The organism is Corynebacterium sp. HMSC11E11, from assembly GCF_001807025.1.
GTDB lineage: Bacteria > Actinomycetota > Actinomycetes > Mycobacteriales > Mycobacteriaceae > Corynebacterium > Corynebacterium freneyi.
On the sequence record NZ_KV787140.1, the window covers coordinates 16,065 to 39,480 of the forward strand.

The following is a 23,416-nucleotide window of genomic DNA, read 5'->3' on the forward strand; positions in this document are numbered from 1 at the left end:
GACCCAGGCCCGGGTCACCGGCCGCCGGTCCGCTGATTGCCCTTGTCCACCTTTCCCACCGCGGTAAACGGGAATTCGTCGACGAGGTCGATCACATCGGGAATCGAGAACGAGGCCAGCCCGTGGCGCCGCAGATGCATTCGCAGTTGCGCCGGGGTGGGGCACTGCCCCTCCTCCCGCGACCGGGGGATGACCAGCGCCCGGATCTTCTCGCCCAGCACCTCGTCCGGGATGCCGACCACCGAGGCGTCGTGGACCCCCGGGTGCGTGAGCAGGCCGTTTTCGACCAGCTCGGGGGCGATCTTCTCCCCTCCCCGATTGATGATGTCCTTCGAGCGGCCGGTGACGGTGATGTTGCCCCGCTCGTCCACCCGCACCAGGTCCCCGGTGCGGTAGAAGCCGTCGTCCGTGAAGCTGCGGCGGTTGTGGTCGGGGGCCCGGTAGTAGCCGCGGATGGTGTACGGGCCACGCGTCAGCAGATGGCCTTCCGTTCCCGCGGGCACCGGCTCTCCACCGTCGTCCACGACGAGCACTTCGTCGGCCGGCGAAACCGGCCGCCCCTGGGTTTTTTCCACGACCTCGTCGGGGTCGTCGAGGCGGGTGTAATTCAACAGCCCCTCGGCCATGCCGAAGACCTGCTGCAGCCGGCAGCCCAGCTCCGGCGTCACCCGGCGCGCCGCCGCCTCGGACAGCTTCGCGCCCCCGACCCACACCGTCCGCAGCGAGGACAGGTCCGAGCCCGCCAGGTCCAGCGAATTGAGCCATGCCAGCAACAGCGGCGGAACCAGCGCCACGTGGGTGATTCGGTGGCGGCCGACGAGCTCCAGGCACGTCGCGGGCGACGGGTCCGGGGCCATCACGATTTCCGCGCCCACCTGCATCGCGCCGAGGATCCCGGGGGCGCTGAGCGTGAAGTTGTGGGTGCACGGCAACGCGATCATCATGACGTCGCCCTTGCGCAGCCGGCACACGTCGACGCTCTCCCGCACGGAGTACAGGTAGTCGTCGTGCGTGCGCGGGATCAGCTTCGGCGCCCCGGTGGTGCCGCCGGACAGCAGCATCAGCGCCATCGAGGACGGCGGCGCCTCATGAGGCGCCTCGCCCTCGTCCCCGCATGCCCGCCACGCCCTCGCCCCGGGCGCGCCGACGGCCGCGACGCGGAGATCGCCGACTTCCCCGGCCACCGTCTCGGCGATGGCCAGGGGGTCGGTCATGCCCTTCCGCTCCTCCGTGACCAGCAGCCGCGCGCCGGAGTGCCGTGCGACGTGGACGAGTTCGGCGCGCCCGTGGGCGGCCAGCGCCAGCACCGGTACCGCGCCGACCCGCAGGATGGCGCAAAAGACCTCGACGAAGGCGACTGTGTTCGGCATGTAGATCAGCACCCGGTCCCCCGGGGCGATGCCGCTCTCGCGAAGCCATTGCGCGGCGCGATCCGCCGATTCGATCAACTGCCGGTAGGTGAGCGTGCCGGATTCGTCCGTCACGCAGGGGGCGTCGCCGTGCTCGGCGCAGACGCGGCCGATGAACCCCGGCAGCGTCTCCCCGGTCCAGTACCCCGCCTCCCGGTAGGCGCGCGCGACGTCGGCCGGGTATTCCACCATGTCGGGGTACCCGCCGGCCTCCGTCTCCGTCGCGTTCCGGTCATCGTTGTCCATCAATCTCGTCCTTTCTCGGTCATCATTGCGACTACGTCGTCGAGGGAGGCGCCGGAGAGGATGCCCGCGATCGGCACCTCCGCACCCGTCGCCGAAGTGATGCGGTTGCATGCGTCGAGGGCCTGGACCGAGTCCAGCCCCAGGGAAACCAGGGGCACGGTCGGGTCGGGGTCGTCGCCTTCGGCGTATCCGAGGGTCTCCAGCAGCACCGACCGGGCGATCGCCCCCGCTCCGGCGGAGGCTCCCGGGGCCGGGGCGGTTTCGGCCGCCGCCGGTTCCCCGTCCTTCACCGGTGTTTCCGGGGCAGGCGGCCCCGCGATGCGCGAGAACAGCCCGGGCATTCCCCGGAGTTCGTGGACCGCCGCCACCTTGCGCCAATCGCCCGAGGCGACCGTGGCCATCGCGTCATCGCCGCCGAACAGCCCGAGCGCGGCATCGACGGCCGCATCCGGGTCCATCGGGCGAAGGCCGATGGCCTCGATCTCGCCGATCGCCCCGTCGTTGTCGGCCCCGACCCCGTGCCACAGGCCCCACCGGATGGCGAGGGCGTCCACCCCGTTTTCGCGGGCCCGGGCCGCCTCGACTTCGAGGAGCCGGTTGACGGCGGCATAGGCGGCGTGGCCCCGACCCCCGATTCCCGCGGACAGCGACGAACAGGCCAGCACCCGGTCCCCGGGGCGGGCCAGCTCCGCCACGACGGCGGCCAACGATCCCCGCTTGGCGGCGTCCGCGCGGTGCCAGGCACCGGCATCCGCGGCACCGTCGTCCGCGGCGGCCGATTCGGCGGAGGCGTAATCGACGGTGCAGTGGACGATCAGGCGCGGGCCGGCGGAGCCCAGGTCCGCGGCCAGCCGGGCGAGCTGCGCCCGATCGGTCGCGTCGCAGCGCACGTGGCGGACGGCGGCGGTTCCCCCGTCCGCCAGCCCGGCGATCTCGGCCGCGACCGCCGCCGACGGTGCATTGCGGGACACGAGCACCACGTCGGCGGCCCCGAGGGCGACGCACCGGGCCGCGAAGGCCCTGCCGACGGGTCCGGTGCCCCCGATGATCACCACGGTGGGCGGAACGTCGGGCGTGCCGGCGGAAATCGGGACGAACCGGCGTCCCAGAAGCTCGCGGCCCCGGACGGCGATTTCCGGTTCCCCCGTGGCGTGGAGGGCCCTGATCACCGATCGGGCGGTCTCGGCGGGGTCGTCGTCCGGTTCGACGTCGATGCGCATCGGTCCCGGGCCGGTCGCGGCGCCGATGCAGCGCATCATGGCCGCCGCCGCGGCGTGCCCCGCGTCGACCCGTCCCGGTGCCGCGTCTCCGGCGGATTCCCCGCCCCGCGTGACCAGGCATGCGGTGCCGGCCGTGCCCGCGGCATCCGCGAGCTCCCGGTGGGCGTCCGCGAGGAACGCCGCCATGGCCTCCGCCGGTTCGTCTCCGGTCCCGCCGTCGGGCGGCAGCACCAGGATGCGTCCCGCGGCGGCCGGCTCATCGACGATCCGGTCGCCGAAGCGGGCCGCCGCGGCCGCCAATTCGGCGCGGAAGGCGTCATCCGCGCCGACGATGCACAGGGAGTCCGGTGCGGCGAGCTCTCCTTCGCCGAGGGCGGACCATCGTTCCGACAAAACGAGCGGCGGTTCTCCCGCCCGCGTCAACGGATTCTGAACCGGGGCCGGAGTCGGGGCCGGACGCGCGGGCACGCCGCCGCCCGGGACCGGGGCGTCCGGTCCCGGTGCCCAGTACTCCGCCCGTTCCCAGACGGTGGCGGGGAAACCCCACGGCACGGCCCCGGGCGACGTCCCGACCGGCGCGTCCAGGCCCCGATGCACCGCGCGGACGGCGGCGAGGGACCCGAGGAAGCCGGAGAGGTCGCCGTCATCCCGGCGCAACGTCCCGATGTTGACGGCGCCCGGGCCGCCGGCCCCGCCGATTCCCGCGAGGATCCCATTGATCGACAATTGGAGGGTGGGATGCTCGGAAGCCTCGATGAACACGTCGGCGCCGGCTTCGGCGGCCCGTTCGACCGCGAGATCGAAGCGGACCCGGTTGCGCAGGTTCCAGTACCAGTACGTCGCCGGGTCGAGGTCGGGGGTGATCGGCCCGCCCAGCGCACCGCCGAAACAGGGGATCGCCGCCGGATCGAAGCGCGGCTCATCCAGGTCATCGAGCAGCCCCAGGAAATCGTCCCGGAAGGCGCCGACGAGCGAAGTGTGGGCCGGGTAGTCGACCCGGATGCGGCGGGCGAACACGCCCCGGTCGGCCATGTCGCCGACGATGCCGTCGATGGCGGGGGTCTCTCCGGCGATGGCGTGGATGCCCGGAGCGTTGACCACGGACAGTTCCGCCCATCCGACCTGCCGGGCCAGGGCCGCCTCGACGGTGTCACGGTCCGCGCCGATCACCGCCATCGCGTTGTCGGCGGCCAACCGCCCGTCGGCGATGAGGTCGTGGACCAGCCGCGCCCGCGACCCGACGACCCTGACGGCGTCGCGCGCCCCGATCAGCCCGGCGACCCGCGCGGCGGCGATCTCCCCCTGGCTGTGCCCGATGGCCATGTCCGGTTCCACCCCGTGCTCGCGCCAGAGTTCGGCGAGCCCGATCATGTGCACGAACAGGGCGGGCTGCACGACGCGGATGTCGTCGCCGTGTTCGGGTTCCAGCAGGTACCTGCCGGGGCGGAACCCGAAGATCTCGTCGAAAAGCAGGTCGTATTCGGCGACCGTCGCGCGGTACCCGGGCGACGCGGAGTGCGCCAGCAGCCCCATGCCGGGGCGCTGGGACCCCTGTCCCGGGAACACCATCGCGATGGTTCGGGCGGAGGCTTCGCCGGCCGCGGTTTTCCCGGCGGCGCGGCCCTGCGCCAGCGCGTCCAGGTTCTCGAGCAGTTCCGCCCGGTCGGCCGCGACGATGACGGCGCGGAAGCGCCTCCACCCGCGGGTCGCGTCGAGGGCCGCCGCGACGTCGCCGACGGAGACGTCCGGCGACTCCCGCAGGAAGGCGGCGATGGCGGCGGCCTCGCGGGCGACTCCGCCGCGGTGCGCCGACGAGACGACGACCATCGGCGGCGCGCCATCGTGGTGTGCGGTGTTCATCGTGATGCTCCTTCAGTGTCGCCGGGCGCGGAATCGCCCCCGCGTTCGTCCATTTCGATGATCAACTGCGCGTTGGTCCCCGCCATCCCGAAGGAGGACGCCACGGCGCAGCGGCGCCCGTCGCAGGCGGGCCACTCGGCGGATGCCATCGCCGGCCGGAGTCTCGTCTCTTCCCAATCCAATGCCCGCGTCGGCTCCCCGATGTGCGGGCTCCGCGGAATCCGGCCGTGCCATCCCGACAGCAGGACCTTGGCCAGGCCCAGGCCACCGGCGGCGGCCTGGGCGTGGCCCAGGTTGGCCTTGATGGACCCGATCGACGCCGACGGAGCGCCATCCGGGCCCGGTTGCCCGTAGGTGCCGTGCAGCGCCCGGAGTTCTATGGGATCTCCGACGGCCGTGGCGGTGCCATGGCCCTCGATCATCGTGATGTCCGCCGCGGCCAGGCCGGACACGGCCAGCGCCCTGCGGCACAGCGCCTCCTGGGCCCGATGGGAAGGCACCGCGAGCGGGGCACCGGAGCCGTTGTGGTTGACCACGGCCGCCCGCACCCGGCCCAGGATCCGCGCGCCCCGGGCCCGGGCGGCGTCCTCCCGTTCCACCACGAACAGGGCCGCCCCCTCCGACCACACGGTCCCCGACGCCCGCGACGAATACGGCCGGCAGCGCCCGTCCGCCGAAATCGCGCCGTTCGCCGAGAATTCGACGAAGGGTGCCGCGGAGCCCATGACGCAGACCCCGCCCGCCAGCGCCCAGTCACTCTCCCCCGACGCGACGGAGGCGACGGCCGCGGAAATCGCCGCGAGGGACGACGCGCAGGCGGCGTCGACGGTCATCGACGGCCCATGCAGGCCGAGCGCATGCGACACCCGCCCCGACACCGCGGAGAGGGACACGCCGGTCCCGCGGAACCCGGAGAGCTCGTTGACTTCGTCGATGCGCGGGCCGTATTCGGTGTAGGACGCCCCGATGAAGCAGCCGCCCCATTGCCCGGACAGGGACGCCGGGTTCAATCCGGCGTTCTCCAGCGCCTCCCACGCGACCCTCAGCCCGACCCTCTGCTGGGGATCGAGCGCGGGCGCTTCGCGGGGAGCCACCCCGAAGAACGCGGCATCGAACTCCGCGGCATCGTCCAGGAACCCGCCCGAATCGGGCACCGGCGCCCAGCCGGGCCGGTCGCCGAGGGAGAACAGCAGGTCCAACGGCCAGCCGCGGTCCCGGGGCAGGGGGCCGAGCACGTCGCGCCCGGCCTCCAGCATCCGCCACAGGGAGGTCGGCCCGGTCACGCCCCCAGGGGCGGCGACGCCCATTCCGGTGATCACGATGGAGCTCATGGCCGCACCAGTCCCACGATGGCGGCGGCGACGGCCCCGACGCGGTCCTCGATGTAGAAGTGTCCGCCGGGGAACAGCCGCACGTCGCAGCCGCCGCAGGTGTGCCCCGACCAACCGAAGAGGTCGCCGGGCGTGACGTGTTCGTCGTCCTCGCCGCCGAAGGCGCTGATGGGGGCGGCCAGCGGCGCCTCCCCGGCCGTCTCGTAGCGGTCGAAGGCCGCGTAGTCGGCGCGCAGGGCCGGCAGCGCGAGCCGCATGATGTCCGGGTGGCCCAGCACGTCCCCGCCGGTTCCGCGCAGCGCCGCCAGGTGGCGGACCATCCCTTCATCGTCGGTGGGATGGGGCGGCAGGTCGGCCACCCGCGACGGCGCCACGGCACCGGAGACGAACAGGCGCCCCACGGCGACCCCCTCCTCCTCGAGGCGGCGCGCCAGTTCGAAGGCGACCATCGACCCCATGCTGTGGCCGAACAGGATGGGCGCCGGGCCGTCGCAAAGCAGGGATCGCAGCTCGGCGAGCGCGCCGTCCGCGTAGCCGCCGATGGTCTCCGGGGCGGGGTCGGCGATGCGGTCCTGGCGGCCCGGGTACTGCAGCGCGATGACGTCCACCGCCCCTTGCGCCGCTTCCTCGATTGCCGCGGCCAACGGCCGGTAGGCCGCCGCCCCGCCGCCCGCGTGGGGGCAGATCACGAGGGGCGTCGCCCCCCGCACCGCTGCGCGCCCGAAGCGGCGCAGCCAAGCGGATCCGATCTGGGTCTGCATGTGTTTCCTTTCGAAGTGTGTGATTCGGGTCCCGGTCGGGGTCGTCAGCGGAGAATCCCCCCGAGGGCCATGGCATCGAATTCGTCGGGCACGGGCCCGTCCGCGATCGCCGCGTCCGGGGCGTCGGCGATGGCGCGCACGCACCCGAGGAAGAGCTTTTCGATGACCTCCGCCGCGGCGTCGTCGATGACGCCCGCGGCGAAGGTGAACAGGAACCGGGTCCCCGCTCCCCCGATGACGGAGTCCCCGGGGAACACCATCAGCAGCGCCGCGTTGTCCGTGGTGCCGCCCGGGTCGGTGCCGACGTGGCCCAGCCCGCAGGACTCCAGGATCGACGCGAGCCGGTCCTGGTGCGGGGGGTAGGACTGGTGCACGAACATGGTGTCGAACAACCGGCGCGCGCCCGTGACGGACAGCGCCCGGGTCATGGGGAAATGGTCGTGGCCCAGCAGCGGCAGGCGCTCGTCGCGCATCTGCGCCAGCGCGCCGGCCCAGGTGCCGGAGGGGTCGACCGACGCCGGGACGGCGACGAGGTTGGCGAAGCAGCCGATGCCCTCCGCCACTCCGGCGATGGAGGGATCGCGCCCGGACACGACCTCCCCGAACACGACGTCGTCCCTGCCGAGGACGATCCCGAGGGTCCGCGCCCACGCCGCCTGGTAGGCGACGGCCGGGGTGACCCCGAGTCGGCGGGTGACCGCGTGGAGCCGGTCCACGACGTCCTGGCCGACCGAGCTCATCCGCGACGACTGACCCGCCCGGGTGGGCGTGGCCTCCGGCCCGACCAGCGCCGGGACGACCCCGCGCAGCCTGGCTTCCCAGGCCCTCCGGGCCTCCGGCCCGTCTTCCGCGATCGCCTCGAGCAGCGCCGGGAACGCCCCGGGGTCGCCGATGCGGCCGACGCCCGGGTCGGCCCCGATCTCTCGGGCGTATTCGGCGAAGATGGCCAAGGGCAGCAGCTGCCCGGTCCAACCGTCGGTGAGGATGTGGTGGGCCGAGATGAGCACCAGCGTCTCGCCGTCGGCGCCGTCGCCGGGGTGCGCGACCGTGATCCGCAGCAGGGGCGCGGCGGCGAAGTCGAATCCCTCGGCGGCGTCGGCGGCGATGAGGTCGGGGGCCCGGTTCGCGTCGCGGACCCGGCAGCCGAACGCGCCGCAGGGCCTGACGACGCCCACCGGGGTGCCGTCCACCGTGGCCGCGGGTTGGATGCGCAGGTTGGGGAACCGCCGCAGCACGGCGCCGACGGCTCGGCCCAGCGCCGCGGCATCGACGCGGCCGCGCACGCGCAGCGGCGTCTGCACCGCGTATCCCGCGGGATCGCCCGAGGTCAGCGACGAAAGCATCAGCCCTTCCTGCATCGGCGTCAGCGGCAGCACGTCCTCGATCTCGCCGCCCCAGGCGCGGACGTCGGCGTCCGTGATGCCGGGGGCGGTGAAATCGGCGGGTGCGCGCCGGGCATCCCCCGTCGCCGCCGCGGCCGCGATGTCCGCCAGCGCGGCCCCGAGCTCCCGGCCGACGTCCGCGGCGCCGGGTGCGCCGGGCACCTCCGCGGCGACCCTGATGGTCGCGGCCAGCAGCCCGTCCGCGCCGACGTGCGACGTCACGTCGATGACGTTGGGCAGCGGCGCCGACGCATCGGCCGCGCCGATGAGGGCGGGGGCTTCCGGGGCGGGCGCGAAGTCCCCTTCCCGGGCATCGGAGGCGACGGTCCCGAGGTGGTTCAGGCAGGCGATGGGCCGGGGCGCCGGTCGCCCGCCCACCCACATGGCGCAGCCGTGGACGTGGACGTCATCGGGCAGGCGCCGGCGGGCCCGGCGCACGGCGTGCACCGCGGCGACGGGGTCGAGGCCGTCGCCGACCTCCACCGCGACGGGGTACGCGGCGGTGAACCAGCCCACCGCGTCGGGCGGCACCGGTGGCACGGAGCCGGTCGCGTCGCGGCCGTGGGATTCGAGGGTCATCCCGACCGTGCCGTCGGCGTCGAGGCCCAGACGGCGCAGCGCCATGGCCAGCCCGGCGATGAGCAGGTCCTGCCCGCGGCACCCGAAGGCCCGCTCCACGCCGGCAGCGAGTGCGGCGGACGACGCTTCGGGCATGGTGATCTCCGCGATGTCGACCGTCGCTTCGGTGTCGCGGGCCGGGTCGATGGCCAGCGTCCCCGATGCGTCCGCGGCGATCTTCTCCCAGGCGGCGAGATCTTCGTCGAGTTCGCCCGACAGGGTGGCGGCGCGCAGGCGGCGCGCATGGTCCGCGACGGCCGCTTCCGGCCGGCGGGCGGCGGCGGTGTGCTTTGCGACGCCGCGGAGATCGCGGAAGTCGTCGATGAGGGTCTCCCAGGACACCGCGTCGACGACGAGGTGATGGGCGACCAGCACGATGCGGCGCCCGGCGGGGAGTTCGGCCACCGCGCCGGCGAGCATCGTCCCGCGGGCGGGATCGAGCCGGGAGGCGAGCTCCCCGATCAGTTCCCCGGCCCCGTCCGCGGCGGCGACCTCCGCCTCCGCCTCCGCCATCGTGAATGGTTCGGCGCCGGCGGGCGGCTCCGCGAACATCGGCCATCCGCCGTCGCCGGCCACCGCGCGGGAGAGGATGGGGTGGAGCCCGGCCAGGCGTTCCAGAACCTCCGACAGCCGTTCCGCGCCGAAATCCGCCGGCGCGGTCAGCAGCCGCGCCTGGCACAGGCCACCGCCGCCGGGGGCCGACTCCAGCAGCGCCGCGGCCAACGGATGGACGGGAGCCGGCGCGGCGAATCCCCCGCCGTCCGCCCCGTCGGCGGGATCGGTCGCGGACACCGGCCGCGCGGCGGCGGCCACGGTGCGGACGGTCCCGCCGCCGAGGATGTCGCGCACCTCGGCCTCCCAGCCGCTGCGGCGCAACAGCGAGATCGCGCGGATCGCCGTGATGGAATCGCCCCCGAGCTCGATCAGCCCGGACTGCGCGGTCGGCCGGACATCCTTCCCGATGGCGCGCGCGAACGCATCGGCGACGGCCAGCTCGGCCGCCCCGCGCGGTTCGTCGGCGTCGCCTCCGGCGGCATGTGCGCCCGGGGGTTCCGGCAGGGCCGCGCGGTCGAGTTTCCCGGTCGCGGTCGTGGGGAGGGAATCCACTGCGACGATCGTCCTGGGCACCATGTACGCGGGCAGGGCCCGGTCCAGCTCCGCGAGAATGGCGCGCTCGTCCGGCTTTCCGCCGTCGGCCGCGACCACGTAGCCCACGAGCCGCGCCGGTGCGCCGGTTACCCCGAAGAGCCGGCACGCGCCGGCCGCGACCCCGTGCACCCTGCACAGCGCCGCGTCGATGTCGAGCAGTTCCACCCTGTTGCCCCGGATCTTCACCTGGTCGCCGATGCGGCCGAGGAAGCGCAGCATGCCGTCGGCTCCCCATTTCGCCACGTCGCCGGTGCGGTACAGGGTTCCGCCGGGTTCGAAGGGGTCGTCCACGAAGGCATCCGCGGTGGCGTCCGGGGCCCCGTGATACCCGTGGCCGACCTGCACCCCGCCGATGCACAGCTCGCCGGCCTCGCCGACGGGCAGCTCCCGCAGGTTTTCGTCCAGGACGTGGAGGTCGTTGTTGTCCTCGGCGGCGCCGAGCAGGAAGCCGTCCTCCGGGAAATCATCGCCGTATTCCACCCAGGCGACGTCCATCGCAGTTTCGCTCGGGCCGTAGAGGCCGTGCACGCGGCAGCCGATCTCCGCCCTCGCCCGGCGCGCGAGATCGGTGGGCACCGCTTCGCCGCCGAGCAGCAGGTGGCGCAGCGTCCTCAGCCGCCCGGCCGCACCCGCCGCGAGCAGCTCGCGCAGCAGGCCGGGCACCAGCGACAGCACCGTGACCCGGTGTTCCTCGATCATCGAGGCAAGGCCCTCGGCGTCCCCCGCCCACCAATCGGCCGGGGGAATCACGGCCGTGCCCCCGGAAGTCAGGGCCAGCAGCACTTCGCCCATGCCCACGTCGAACGAGATCGGCGCCTTGTGCAGCATCCGGATCGGGCCGTCGCCGAAGGTGCGGGCCATCCACTGCAGATGGGACGCGACGCCCCGGTGGTGGTTGACCACTCCCTTGGGCCGGCCCGTCGTCCCCGACGTGTAAATGAGGTAGACCGGGTCGTCGCCTCGGATGGGCCGCGCCGGAACGAATTCGGGCGTTCCGGCTTCCGGCCCCTCCTCATCGATACGCTCCACGTCGATGATCGCGGCCGCCGTGTCCGGCAGCGGGACATCGCCGGCGCGGACGATGGCCGCGGGTGCGGCGTCGTCGAGCATCATCCGGATCCGCTCGGCGGGGTACCGGGGATCCACCGGGACCACCGCCGCGCCCGTGCGGATCACGGCGGTGATCGCGCAGGGCAGCCACGAACCGCGTTCGGCGACGACGGCGACGATCTCGCCGGCGCGCGCCCCCGCCTCCGCGAGCCGCGCGGCCAAGGCCGAGACCCGCGCATCGAACTCGGCGTAGGTGAGAGTGCGGTCCTCCGCGACCACCGCCACCGCATCCGGCGACGCGGCCGACGCCGCGCGGATCATCGCGTCGACGTCGCCGGGCTCGACCGGCACCCGGCGGCCCCGGCCCATCGCGGAGGCGGGCGCGGCGGCCGACTCGATCTCGGCCCGCGCCACCTGCGCCAATTCCTCCGTCGGCACGTCGGCGCCCGCGTTCGACAGCACCGCGGCCAACGCCCGTTGCAGGGCCCGCGCCCCCTCGGCCGACACGGAGTCCAGGCGGTGGGTCATCTGGACCTCCACCCGGCCCGGGTGCATGAACGCCTCCGTGGCCACCGCGTGGAGCGCGGCATCGGCGTGGACCAGCTCCCACGAGGTCTCCGCGCCCGGCAGCCGCGGCCCGGCGATGCCCTCGTGGAGGAAGAGGACGAGCACCGGGAACAGGGTCTCCCCCGCCGCCCGGTCGACCCCCGCGATGGCGGCGATCCGATCGAACGGGATGGATTTCGCCGACATCGCGCCGGTGATGGACCTCGCGGCCCGCAGCACCAGATCGCCGAACGTCTCCGCTCCCCCGTCCGAGATCCGGATGGGCACCTGGTTGCTGAAATTGCCGATCAGCTCATCCGCGCCGACGGCCTCCCGGTTGGCCACCGTCGTGCCGGTCACCGTGTCCCGCGCCCCGGTCACCGCGCGCAGCACCAGATGATGCGCCGCGAGGAACACGGCGAACGGGGTCACCGACGACTCCTCCGCGATGGCCGTCAGCGCCCGCGCGGCGTCGTCGGGAAGCACTGCGTCGACCCGTCCACCGGCGTTCGGGGGAGCATCCGCGGCCCCGCCGAGCATCGGCCTCATCTGCGGCACACCGTCCGGGAACACGGAACGCCAATGGTCCTCTCCGGAAGCGTCCGGATGGGTCGCCTCCCATTCCGCGAAGTCGGCGACCTGGACGGCCAACGGCGGGACGGAGCCGTCCCCCTCGGTGGGCCGGCCGGTGCGCAGCCGATACGCGCGGGCGACGTCCCGGGCCAGCACGGGCATGGTCATCCCGTCCCAGGCGATGTGCTGGATCACCATCACCGCATCCACCCGCCCGGGGCCCCGTTCGCAGATGGCCAAGCGCAGCGGCGACTGCGCCGCCAGGTCGAAGGGCCGGCGGACCTGCTCGGCGGCCAGCGCATCGACGGCGGCGTCGCCCGCGTCGCCCGGCGGCATCGCGTGCCGGGTGATCTCCGGTTCGAGGTCGGCGTGGATGCGCTGTTGCAGGGCTCCTTCGTCGTCTGCGTGATACGTCGTGCGCAGCACTTCGTGCCTGTCGACGAGATCCCCGAAGGCCCCCGCGAGCGCTTCGGCGTCGATGCGGCCCTCGAAGGTGAACTTCAGGCAGAGGTTGTACGACACGTCGTCCGGGTCGAGCGCCGAGGCCAGCCACACGGATTTCTGCGCCGCCGACGCGGGCGCCCGATCCGGCAGCGACCGGGCCGGGCGGTCGGCCACCGTGCCGGATTCGCCGCGGTGCCGGGCCATCAGCCGCCGCACCTCTTCCAGGTCCCTCATCGCGCGTCCTCCCCGCCATCGGCGAACTCCATCAGCATCGCCGCCATCGCGGCGACGTCCCCCGGCGATCGGCCGGACTCGCTCACCCGCGCGGCGATGCCGCGCACCGTCCGCGCCTCGAAAACGTCCGCGACCGAGAACGCCGCGGCGTCGAGAAGCTCGCGGATCCGGGCGGTCAGGGTCGTGGCCAGGATCGAGTTGCCGCCGACATCGAAGAAATCGTCCGCGGCGGAACAGCCGCCGGCCCCGGTCAGGGCCCCGAACAGGTAGGCCACCGCCGACTCGACCGGACCGTCCGGGGGCTCGGCGACGCCGCGCGGCCCACGGTCGACCAGAGCGGACACGGCGGCCCGGTCCTTCTTGCCGTTGGCGGTCACGGGCAGCTCCTCGATGACGGCGATCGCATCCGGGATCATGTACTCCGGCACGATCCCCGCCAGCGCCGCGCGCGCCTCGGCGCCGGTGGGCACACGCCCGGCATCCGGCGCCGGCACGATCGCCGCGACGATCGCGCCATCGGCCCCGGTCGCCGCGGCACCGGAAACCCCGGGCAGAGATTCGAGCGCCGCCTCCACCTCGCCCAGCTCGACGCGGTAGCCGCGGATCTTCAGCTGACCGTCGGCGCGGCCGATGAACTCCACGCGCCCGTCGGGCAGCACGCGGCCCAGATCGCCCGTGCGATACCAATCCACGGAACCGGACCGGATGAACTTCAACGCGGTCAATTCCGGCATGCCGCGGTAGCCCCGCGCGACGGCGGCGCCGCCGATCCACACTTCGCCGATTACGTGATCGGGGCATTCCTCGCCGCGTTCGTTCACCACCTTCAGCTGGACCCCGTCCAGAGGCAGCCCGTACGGGACCGACGCGAAGTCGTCCGGGTAATCGGGCCCCACCTCCTCGCGGGTGGAGTGGATCGCCGCTTCGGTGGCGCCGCCCATGGCGATGAACCGGAGCCCCGGGACGCGCCTCGACAGGGCGCGGCCCAACGACGGCGGCACCCGGTCACCTCCGGTGAGGATCAGCCGGACGCCCGCCAGCTCGTCGTCCGACGCGATGTCGTGGAGCATCCCCACCAGCCCGGGCGCGGCATTGACGACGGTGACGGAGTGCTCGCGGATCAGACGCGCCCATTCCGCCGCGTCGCGGGTCGACTCCTCGCCGACGAGCACCACGGCGCCGCCGACGGACAGCGGGAGCATCAGATCCAGGACGGAGAGGTCGAAGTCGAACGCCGACAGGGCGATGGTCCGGTCCTCCGGCCCGCACCCGAACCTCGACGCGATCGCGTCGATGGTGTGGGCCGCCGCGCCATGAGCGACCTCCACCCCCTTGGGCTCGCCGGTGGAACCCGAGGTGAACAGCACGTAGGCCAGGTCCTCCGGCCCCGCGCCGGCGTCCACGCCATCCGCCGCCCCGTCCGGGACGGCCGCGGGATCGACGACGGCGACCTCCGGGGGCAGTTCGCCGATGCGGGCCGGATCGGCGATGACGTGCCGGGCACCGCCGCTCCGCAGAATCGCATCCCGGCGCGGACCCGGCTGCCCGACGCCGATGGGCAGGTAGGCGGCGCCCGCCATGAGGACGGCCAGGATCGCGGTGATCTGGCCGACTCCCCGGGGCAGGGACACTGCGACGACGTCTCCCGATCGGACCCCGCGACGGCGCAGTTCGGCCGCCAGCGCTGCGGCTCCGTCCGCCAATTCGCCGTAGGAGACGGCGCCGTCCGCGGACACGGCCGCGACCCGCTCCGGGGCCTCCTCCGCGCGGCGCAGGAACTCCCGGTGCAGCGTCCGCCGCCCGATCGCGGCGCCGCCATCGGCCGAGTCGCGGGCGATGGCCGCCCGGCGCGAGGCCTGCGCCGGGGGCAGCGGCACCGACAGCGGGCGGTTCCAGTCCGGGACATCGCGGGCGACCGCGTCGAGCAGGCGCGTGAACGCGCCGAACATGTCGCCGATGACGCCCTCGGGCAGGCAATCGCGCCGGACGTCCCAGTTGACCAACAGTCCCCCGTCCAATTCCACGACCTGGGCGTCGATGTCGACCTGCGGGCCCTGCGAAAGGATGTGCACGGGATCGCCGGCGATGTCCCGGACCCGGCTCGAGAAGACCTCGCCGAGATCGAGGCCGGACGTGAACACCACCGAGGCCATGACCGGCTCGCCCCGGTGGGCGCCGAGCGACCGGAGCACGTCGAGCCCCGTCACCGTCGAGTGCGAGGCCGCGAGATGGACTTCGCGGGACAGCGCCCGGACGCGGTCGAGGAACGATGCTCCCGGACCCGCGTCCACCCCGACGATCACGGAGTTCGTGAAGTCGCCGACGACGCCGCCGATGTCCGGGTGCACCTGCTCGCGGGCGAACAACGGCACGTTGAGCAGGAACCTCCGCTGCGTCGACCAGCGGGCGATGACCTCGGTGAACAACGTGGCCAGCACCATCGCCGGCGTCACGCCCGCGGCGTGGGCCGCATCGCCGAACCGGGCCGCGTCGAGTGCCCCGACCCTGTGCTCGAGCCGGATGCTGCGCCGGGGGTCGGCGCGCCGGGCCTCCTCGACGAAGGGCAGGGCGGGGGGCGGCGGCAGTTCGGGCACCCGCGTTTCCCAGTACCGCGCGTCCTCCGGGTCCGGTCCGCCGGAATCCGCCATGGCCAGGCGGTACTCCCGGTACGTCACGCCGGGTCGCTCGGGGACGGTGCGGTCGTCGTCGCCGTCGGCGGGCTCCGTCCCGTGCGCCAGCTCGCTCCGGTAGATGCGCATGAGGTCGTCCAGGAGCGTGCGGTAGCTCATCGCGTCGCAGGCGAACATGTCGACGTCGACGTGCAGGCGATGGCGGTCCCCCGGCAGCAGCGTGAGGGTGAGGTCGATGACCTCGCCGGCATCCACGTCGAGTTTCTGGTAGCTCTTCGCCTCCCGCTTTTCCCGCAGCCGCCGCTCGATCTCCTCTTCCGGCAGGCAGGTCGCGTCGTCGATGGTCAGGGCCGGCCCGGGCGAGGCGGGCAGCACCCGCTGCCGCCCGTCGCCGAGCGCCCGGGTGCGGAGCATCGGGTGCAGGTCGATGAGGGCGCGGGCGGCGCGCTCCAGCGCCGCGGCGTCGATTCCCCCGCCATCGAACTCGACGTAGAGGTGCGCCGCGACTCCACCGAGGCCGAGGTCGTCGCGCCGGCCCACCCAGTAGGCGTGCTGCATGGGAGCCATGGGGAAAGGCTCGCCATCATCCTCGTCCGCGCCACCGGGGACGGTCATCCCGCCCGAGGGGTCCGCCCCACCTTCGGCGGCGGCGGATTCGCCGATGATCCGCAACCACGCTTCGGGCGTCGGCTCCAGCACCAGGGCCGAATAGTGGACGCCGCAACCTCTGCGGCGGAGTTCCTCGCTGATCCCGATCACGCCGAGGGAATCGAGGCCGAGGTTCACCAGATCATCGCCGGCGCCGATGTCGGCCGGGCTCACGCCGAGTTCTTCGGCGAGGATGCCGCGGAGGGTTTCCAGGTCAATCATTAGTCGTTTTCGTCTTTCTCGTTCATCGCCGATCCGGCGAAGGTTTCCAGCGCCCGAACGACGCCGGTGCGGAATCGTGCGGCCGCGTCCTCGCCGACGGCGGGGACGTCGATTTCGAACCGCAGGCCGAGCACGGGTCCCCCGGGGCCCCGGTCCATGGCCGCCGTGATCTGCGCTCCGTGGCACGGGGGGACGGCGGAATGGCCCGGTGCGCCGAATCGCCGGAAGAACTCCCCCTGGCCGATCAGCCGGCATTCGCGGGTCTCGGGCATCGCCATGTCCATGCGCCCGAGGTAGTTGACGTTCACGGCGCCCACCGCCGACGGATCCGTCGTCGGCGACGGCGGGGGCCCGCCGCCCGCGATGAAGCCCCTCGCGTCGGCCGCGGGAATGAGGACGGCTTCTTCGGCGGTCAACCAGCCGACCCGCCGATCGGCGCCACCGTCGGGGCGGCCCAGCGTGGTGCGGGTGATTGCCGTCATCCCCGATTCATCTGGGGTCGCGGCGACGGCGACGGCCGATTCCAGGACGTCCCGCAGGGATGCGCCGCGCTCGAGCGCCGCGCGTTCCACCGCGGCGGTGGTCGCGGCGTCGAGAACCTCGTGCCGGGCGCGGACGTCGGCGGGCCGGTCGACCCGCGGGTCCGCGTGCCGCAGCCCCACCGGGGGGACGGGCACCCGCCGGAACGGGCTGCCGGGGGCTTCCGTCTCGGACGGGCCGTGCGGGGCATCGCCGCGCGCTTCTTCGCCGAGGGGCGGCTGCCCGCCCAGGGCCAGCGCGAGATCCTCCAGGATGAAGCGCCACGACATCATGTCAACCGCGAGATGGGCGATGGTGACCACCAGCCAGGGTTCGGTTCCGCCGCCATAGGTGGCGGCCACCATCCGGCCGGCGGCCGGATCGAGTGCGCCGTGGTGGGCATCGAGGACGCCGCCCTCGTCCCGTTCGCCGGATCCGGCGATGCGGAAGACGAATTCCGGGTCCTCCCGCGGGATCAGCCGTGCCCGGGGGCCGGAATCGTCGTACCGGGCGCCGAGTGCGGGGTGCGCGCCGATCACGCGCCGCAACGCGGACTCGGCGGCATCGGCCGAGATGCCCGGGCGCAGGCGCAGGCCCTGTGAATGGGTCGATTCAACTGCTCCGCCGAGCACCGCGAACCGGGCCGCCAGCGGGGCCAGTTCGATCGGCCGGCCGGGGTCGGCGCCGGCAGCGGGAGCCGGGGGCTCGGCCGCGATCGGCCGGACGATCGCCGCCAGCGACCTGAGGTCCGCGGCGCCCAATGCCGGGGCCGCGCCGACGTCGAGCCCCTCGGCGCGCAGGCGCACGATGAGATCCATGACGCCGAGGCTGTCGATGCCGGCGTCGGCGAGACCGGAGGACAATGCGACGTCCATGCCCGTCATGGCGCGGACGCACCGGGCCACCGCCTTCTCCTCGGGAGTGGAGGGCGCCCCGTCGGTGCGCGCCATCTCTTCGCGGACCATCGCCGCCGCCGCGGCGGAGTCCAGTTTGCCGTTGCGGTTGAGCGGGATCGACGCGCATTCGACCACGGGCGAGGGCAGCAGGTACGACGGCAGCAGCTTCGCCGCCTCAGCCCGGATGTCCGCCACCGGCGACGATGCGACGACCAGGGCCGCCAGCCGCATCCGGTTGCCGACCCGGTGCGCGATCACTTCGGCGGCCTCGACTCCGTCGATGGAGCGGAGCACCACTCCGGCTTCGGCCGGTTCGACGCGGTAACCGTTGATCTTGATCTGCTCGTCTGCGCGCCCCCCGAACACCAGCAGCCCGTCGCCGCTGCGGCGGCGGACGATGTCCCCGGTGCGGTACCAGCGGCGGCCCTCACTTTCTACGAAGGAACGCCGCGTCAGTTCGGGCCGGCCGATGTAGCCGATCGCCAACTGCGGGCCCGAGATGATCAGTTCGCCCGACCCATCGGGCGGCACCGGGCGCAAACGGTGGTCGACGACGGCGACGGCCATCCCGTCCAACGGTCGCCCGATCGTCGGCTCCGGGTACTCGGACAAGGGGGCCATGAGGGCCTCGACCGTGGTTTCCGTCGGGCCGTAGCAGTTGATCGCCTCGAGGCCGGCCATGCCGCGCAGCCTCCGCCAGACGTCGCGGGAGATGGCCTCCCCGCCCAATGCGAGGACGGACAGGGGCGCGCCCTCCGCGAAGAACCCGGCGCGTTCCAGTTCCGCCAGCATCGACGGGGTGGTGTCGAAGACATCGATGGCGTTGTCGCGCAGGGCCGCGACCAGCCGCGCCGGATCCGAGCGGTCGGGGCCGTCCAGCATGACGACGGTCGCCCCGCTGAGCAGGGCGATCCCCGGCTGCCACGCGGCGTCGAACCCGGTCGACCAGCCATGCCCGACGCGCACTTGCCGCCCCAGTTCGGCGGCGAGCGGCGCCAGGATGTTCCGGCCGTGGTGCCGCCACAGATTGAGCAGCGCCCGGTGCGGAACCAGGACGCCCTTCGGCCGGCCCGTCGTGCCCGAGGTGAACACCGCGTACATGGGGTCCTCCGGTGCCGGGGCTTTCGTCCCGGCCGAAGCACGCAGCGGCCCCCACCAGCGCAGTTCGCCGGAGAGGTCCGGCATGGCCGTCGTCAAGCGCCAGTTGGCGTCCTCTTCCGACGACGGCGCGTTCCCGGGGTCGTCCTCCCCCAGGCAAGCGCGCACCCGGCCGGCGACGCCGTCGGCGGCCAACAGGTGGCGCGCCCCGGAATCCTCGATGATCGCCGCGGCGCGCTGCGGCGGCGAATCCGGATCGATGTGGATGGTGTGCGCCCCGAGGGCCGCCACCGCGAAGGGGGCCGCGAGCACGCGGCGATCCCGCGGCAGCATCACGGCCACGGCGTCGCCGGCGGAGACCCCGGCGGCGCGCAGCCCCGACGCCATCGCCTCGGCGAGCTCGGCCACGCCCCGGAAATCGACGGTCCCGTGCACGTCGACGATCGCGTCCGCACCGGGGCACTCGTCCGCGATGGCGCGCAGCGCTTCATCCGCCGTTTCCGGCCCCGGCCCGGGATCCGGCCGGGCGCCCCGGATGATCGGCGTCTCGGAATCGAGCAGTACGTCCACGGAAGCGAGCGAGCCCGCCCCCGCCAAACGGCCGAGAACCGCCACGAAGCGGCGCGCCATGATGTCCGGGTCGAATCCCGACCCGGGAGCCGATTCGACCCGCACCACCAGGCGCCCGCCCTCGATGACCGGCACGACCGTCAGCGGATAGTGGCTGGGAGAGTCGATGCGGTCCAGGCCCAGGCGCGCACCGCCGCCGCAATCGAAATCGTCGCCGTGGGCGGGGGCGTCCCCGCGCGGCGTGTTCTCGAAGACGAGGAGGGTGTCGAAAAGGTCGCCCGCGCCGATCGACTTGATGATGTCGGACATGCCGATGTGATCCGCGTCCCGCAGGGCTCCGGTGACCGACTGGAGACGGGCACCCGCCTCCGCGGGCGACGCATCGCCGACGTCCACGCGGACCGGGACCGTGGAAACCAGGCCCCCGATCATGCGGTCCGCACCGGGGATCGACGGGTGCCGGCCGGCGACGGTCTGCCCGAAGCACACGTCGTCGCGGCCCACGAGCCCCGACAGGATCCGCGCCCACGCCAACTGCATGAGTGTGTTCGCGGTCAAACCGGATTCCCGGGCGAAGGCCAGCAGCCCGGCGGTATCGGCCTCGCCGAGCACGACTTCGCCCACTTCGGGGGCGCCCGCCGGCCTTCCCGCGGGCCCCACCATCGGCATTTCGGCGAATCCGGAGAAGGCGCGGCGCCAGGCGTCGCGGGCTTCCCCGGGATCCGCCGCGGCCACCCAAGCGGCGTGATCGCGGATCGGCGGCGCCGGCGGCAGCTCGTCGGCCTCGTTTGCCATGGCCGCGACGATCTCGCCCAGGAAGATCGGGATCGACCATCCGTCAATGACGATGTGATGGACGGTGATCAGGATCCCCCACTCAGATTCACCGAGCCGGACGGCTTTGACCCTGGTCAACGGGCCCGCGATCGTGTCCAGGGGCCGGGCCTGCTCCCGCTCCGCATGCCGTTGCAATTCGGCGCCGGGATCCGCGGCCCCACGGGCGTCGATCTCGGACCAGTCGAACCGGGGCGCCCCGGGCACGACGAGCACGGGGTGGGGCACGCCGGCGGACAGCACCCGGCCCCCGAGGTGCGGATGGCGCCCGACGACGGTGCCAAGGGCCTCCCGAAAGCGATCGAGCGCTCCGGGACCGGTCAGCCGCAGCCGGAGGACGACCAGGTAAGGGTCATACTCTTCCGTTGCGGCGCCGGTCGCCCACAGGCCCGACTGCTGCGGGGTCAGCGCGACGACGTCGGCGATGGCACCCGTCATCGGTTCTCCTCCCCGAGCAGCGCCGAGAGCTGCTCGGCGCTGAGCCCGGACGCGGACATGGGTTCGGCGGACGCGGCCGTCTCCGCCGCCCCGCCGGCGGCATCCGTTCCGGACCCATCCGCGGCGCCGGGGCGCATCAGGCCGGCGAGCTCGCCGAGCACCGGATGCTCGAAAATGCCGCGGACCTCGAGGGACATCCCGCGCGCGGACAACGCGGCGCTGAGCCTCAACGCGGCCATGCTGTCGCCGCCGAGCCGGAAGAAGTCGTCGCCGGGGCCCGGCGCCTTTTCCTCCGGAAGGTCGAGGACTTCGGCCACCGCGGCGCACAGGACGCCGAGGTTCGCGTCGGCGGCGCCTCCGGGCGCCCCGGAGCCGGCTTCCGCGCCGGGTTCCGATGCGCCCAGTTCCGATGCGCCGGACGGGGCGGCCTTCTGCCCGGCCCCCTCGATCGCGGCGGTGACCGCGGCGAGGAGTGAGCGGGCGCCGGCCTGCCCGCCGCGGGCACGCACGCTCAGGGACACCGCAGAGGCGTCGCCGATGACCGCGTCGATTCCGGCCAGGCAAAATTCCGGCACGGGGGCGCGATCGTCGACGATCCGCGCCCCTCCGCAATCGTGGGGCGACCGAATGACGACGGCCACGGGAAACGGCGGCCTGCCCAGCGCCGCCACGATGCCGGGCAAACCCACACAGCGGACGCCATCGTCGGCCGCTGCGATCCGCGCGAGAGCTTCGGCGGCGGCGTCTTCGCGGGACTGCCCCGGCCGCGGCCGCACGCGAACGGGCAGGGGTTGCCCGGACCACGTGTCCGGGCCGGTCTCGGGGACGACCCCCACGACCGAATCGCGGGGTGCCCCGGTGCAGGCCGCGACTGCCGCGACCAACGCCGCGACGGGGTTCGCGCCCAACGCCTCGCGCGGCACCCTCCCCTTCGCCACGCCGATCGCCCGGTCCTCCTCGATGCCGGGCACTTCGGCGATGGCGGGCACGCCGACGGTCCCCTCCAGTTCATCGGTCCAGAACCGGGCGGCGTTCTCCGCCGCGTCGCCGGACGGAGTCGGGGCGGCGGTTACGCCGTCGCCCGACCCCGCGCAGATGCGATGTGCCACGGACGGCGCATCGTTCCCGCATACGGTCACCAGCGTTCCCGAGGGCCGGGGATGAACGGCGACGCGGGGCTCCCCGAGGTCCTCGCCGGCATCGGCGTCGGCGTCGGCGCAGAGAATCGCCGGCACCGGGGTGGACGGGTCATCCGCGACGCGCACGGATTCGGGGCCCACGACGGCCGCCGCGTCCGCCGCGACCCGGTCATGCGGCCGGTCCGGGCCGATGACGCGGGCGGCGAAGCGAGCCAGGGCCCGGCTCATGCCTTCACCTCCGCCCGGGCTTCGAGTGCGCGCTGCGCGGAGGCGGGCGGAAAACCGCCGAGGACGCGGTCCGACAGCTCGCCCAGGCAACTCAGGTTGGCGAACCCGGGGCCCTGCGCCATGCCCGCGAGGCCGGGCAGGAAGAGCTTCGGCGTCATCCCCTCGACCGAAAGGTCGCGGCCGATCACCGCCTCCACGGATTCGACCGCCAAGTCGCCCCCGGCGGCGACGCGGAGCTCGGCGACGATGTCGTCGCCGAGCAAGCCCGCGAACCACATCGGGGAGTTGCCGCGGGCGTCGATGACGAGGTCCGTGCTCAGCACCTGCGCCGAATGCCGGCTGTCGACGACGGTGACCGCGAGCGCGGGCCCGCCGTCGCCCGCCGCGTTCACTCTTTCGACGCGGCCGTGGACGTGATGCACCCGATCCTCGGCATGGAGGGATCCCTGCACGCGCCCGGAGAAGACACCGCGGTCGGTGCGGCGGATGACGTCCCGCCTCTCGTCGTCGTCCAACATCGCCCACTTCCGGGGATCGGTGTACAGGGCGTTCTCGAACTGGCTTTCACCGCGGGAGAAGATGGCGGCCAGGGGCGAAATGACGTCGATGATCTCGAGGTCGTGGCGCACGAGCTCGTCGATGACGCTGGCCGCGGTTTCCCCACCGCCGATCACCGAGACACGGGCGGCGTCGGGAAGCGAACCCGCCACCACCGTCTCCCAGAAGGCGGCCACGGAGAGCACCCCCGGGATCTCCGCGAATCGCCGGTCGCTGCGGCCCGGTCCGGTGATCATCAGGGCGTCGGCCGACATGGTGCGCGTGCCCCCGCCGACTTCGTCGATGGAGACGCTCCACGCCGCAGGATCGCCGGGGTGCCGCGACGCCCGGGTGACCGTTCCGGCGATGACGTCCATGCCGACCCGGCCGGCGACCCATTCGAGGTAGTCGGCCCACAGGTCATGGCGGGGGCAGGGGTTGCCGCGGTCGATCCATTCGGAGTAGCGGCCCGACTCGATGAGGTACTGGACCCATCCATTGGCCAGCAGGCGCTGATCGACCGCGGGACCCAGCGTTCCCGCGATCTCGGACCGGTACGGGAAGCCGATGTCCTTGGCCGGCGGGGTGCCCAGCAGGTGCTTGCCGTCGGTCCAGCCGCCGACCGCCCGCCAGTTCGCGCCGATCCCGTGCGGCTCGACCACGGTGACCTCCGGCGCATCCAGGCCGACTTCCCGCATTGCGTGCGCCTTGGCCGCGACGGCGACGGCCTTGGGCCCGGCGCCCACGATCATGAGGTTCGTCATCTGATTGGTTCCTTTCTGGGGGTGCGCCGCGTACGGCGGCCCCGGGGTGTCGGTTCCCGGCCTCCGGGGA

General features: G+C 73.6%; 9 protein-coding genes. All 9 read right to left on the reverse strand.

Annotated elements, in window-relative coordinates; translation table 11 throughout:
• Positions 1–14: 14 nt before the first annotated feature.
• From HMPREF3121_RS06660 to HMPREF3121_RS06700, 9 genes are read right to left on the reverse strand one after another with little or no spacing between them, the layout of a single operon-like run.
• A complete protein-coding gene (locus HMPREF3121_RS06660; protein ID WP_371327331.1) occupies positions 15–1,655 on the reverse strand; it encodes a (2,3-dihydroxybenzoyl)adenylate synthase in 1,641 nt (546 codons plus the stop codon).
• Positions 1,655–4,735: an acyltransferase domain-containing protein gene (locus HMPREF3121_RS06665; protein ID WP_070521290.1), complete on the reverse strand. Its 3,081-nt coding sequence runs from the start codon at positions 4,733–4,735 to the stop codon at positions 1,655–1,657. Before HMPREF3121_RS06665 ends, HMPREF3121_RS06660 begins: the two co-directional genes overlap by 1 nt.
• Positions 4,732–6,066 (reverse strand): beta-ketoacyl [acyl carrier protein] synthase domain-containing protein, encoded by a 1,335-nt coding sequence (locus tag HMPREF3121_RS06670; RefSeq protein WP_070521293.1) that lies wholly within the window; start codon positions 6,064–6,066, stop codon positions 4,732–4,734. The genes HMPREF3121_RS06665 and HMPREF3121_RS06670 overlap by 4 nt, the downstream gene beginning before the upstream one ends.
• The gene (locus HMPREF3121_RS06675; RefSeq protein ID WP_070521296.1) at positions 6,063–6,827 is read right to left on the reverse strand and encodes a thioesterase II family protein; all 765 of its coding nucleotides are present in this window, start codon (positions 6,825–6,827) and stop codon (positions 6,063–6,065) included. The genes HMPREF3121_RS06670 and HMPREF3121_RS06675 overlap by 4 nt, the downstream gene beginning before the upstream one ends.
• Positions 6,828–6,871: 44 nt before the next feature.
• Positions 6,872–12,823, reverse strand: a complete 5,952-nt coding sequence (locus tag HMPREF3121_RS06680; protein WP_070521299.1) for a non-ribosomal peptide synthetase — start codon at positions 12,821–12,823, stop codon at positions 6,872–6,874.
• Positions 12,820–16,323 (reverse strand): non-ribosomal peptide synthetase, encoded by a 3,504-nt coding sequence (locus tag HMPREF3121_RS06685; protein WP_070521302.1) that lies wholly within the window; start codon positions 16,321–16,323, stop codon positions 12,820–12,822. Before HMPREF3121_RS06685 ends, HMPREF3121_RS06680 begins: the two co-directional genes overlap by 4 nt.
• Entirely contained in the window at positions 16,323–20,678 is a 4,356-nt protein-coding gene (locus HMPREF3121_RS06690) for a non-ribosomal peptide synthetase (RefSeq protein ID WP_070521305.1), read from the reverse strand. Before HMPREF3121_RS06690 ends, HMPREF3121_RS06685 begins: the two co-directional genes overlap by 1 nt.
• On the reverse strand, positions 20,675–22,045 hold the full coding sequence (locus HMPREF3121_RS06695) for an acyl carrier protein (RefSeq protein WP_070521307.1): 1,371 nt from the start codon (positions 22,043–22,045) through the stop codon (positions 20,675–20,677). Before HMPREF3121_RS06695 ends, HMPREF3121_RS06690 begins: the two co-directional genes overlap by 4 nt.
• Positions 22,042–23,346, reverse strand: a complete 1,305-nt coding sequence (locus HMPREF3121_RS06700) for a SidA/IucD/PvdA family monooxygenase (RefSeq protein ID WP_070521310.1) — start codon at positions 23,344–23,346, stop codon at positions 22,042–22,044. Before HMPREF3121_RS06700 ends, HMPREF3121_RS06695 begins: the two co-directional genes overlap by 4 nt.
• Positions 23,347–23,416 lie beyond the last annotated feature (70 nt).

Excerpts from the sequence above, each read along its gene's own strand:
- HMPREF3121_RS06660 (WP_371327331.1), bottom strand. The coding sequence starts at position 1,655 with ATGGACAACGATGACCGGAACGCGACGGAGACGGAGGCCGGCGGGTAC.
- HMPREF3121_RS06665 (WP_070521290.1), bottom strand. The coding sequence starts at position 4,735 with ATGAACACCGCACACCACGATGGCGCGCCGCCGATGGTCGTCGTCTCG.
- HMPREF3121_RS06670 (WP_070521293.1), bottom strand. The coding sequence starts at position 6,066 with ATGAGCTCCATCGTGATCACCGGAATGGGCGTCGCCGCCCCTGGGGGC.
- HMPREF3121_RS06675 (WP_070521296.1), bottom strand. The coding sequence starts at position 6,827 with ATGCAGACCCAGATCGGATCCGCTTGGCTGCGCCGCTTCGGGCGCGCA.
- HMPREF3121_RS06680 (WP_070521299.1), bottom strand. The coding sequence starts at position 12,823 with ATGAGGGACCTGGAAGAGGTGCGGCGGCTGATGGCCCGGCACCGCGGC.
- HMPREF3121_RS06685 (WP_070521302.1), bottom strand. The coding sequence starts at position 16,323 with ATGATTGACCTGGAAACCCTCCGCGGCATCCTCGCCGAAGAACTCGGC.
- HMPREF3121_RS06690 (WP_070521305.1), bottom strand. The coding sequence starts at position 20,678 with ATGACGGGTGCCATCGCCGACGTCGTCGCGCTGACCCCGCAGCAGTCG.
- HMPREF3121_RS06695 (WP_070521307.1), bottom strand. The coding sequence starts at position 22,045 with ATGAGCCGGGCCCTGGCTCGCTTCGCCGCCCGCGTCATCGGCCCGGAC.
- HMPREF3121_RS06700 (WP_070521310.1), bottom strand. The coding sequence starts at position 23,346 with ATGACGAACCTCATGATCGTGGGCGCCGGGCCCAAGGCCGTCGCCGTC.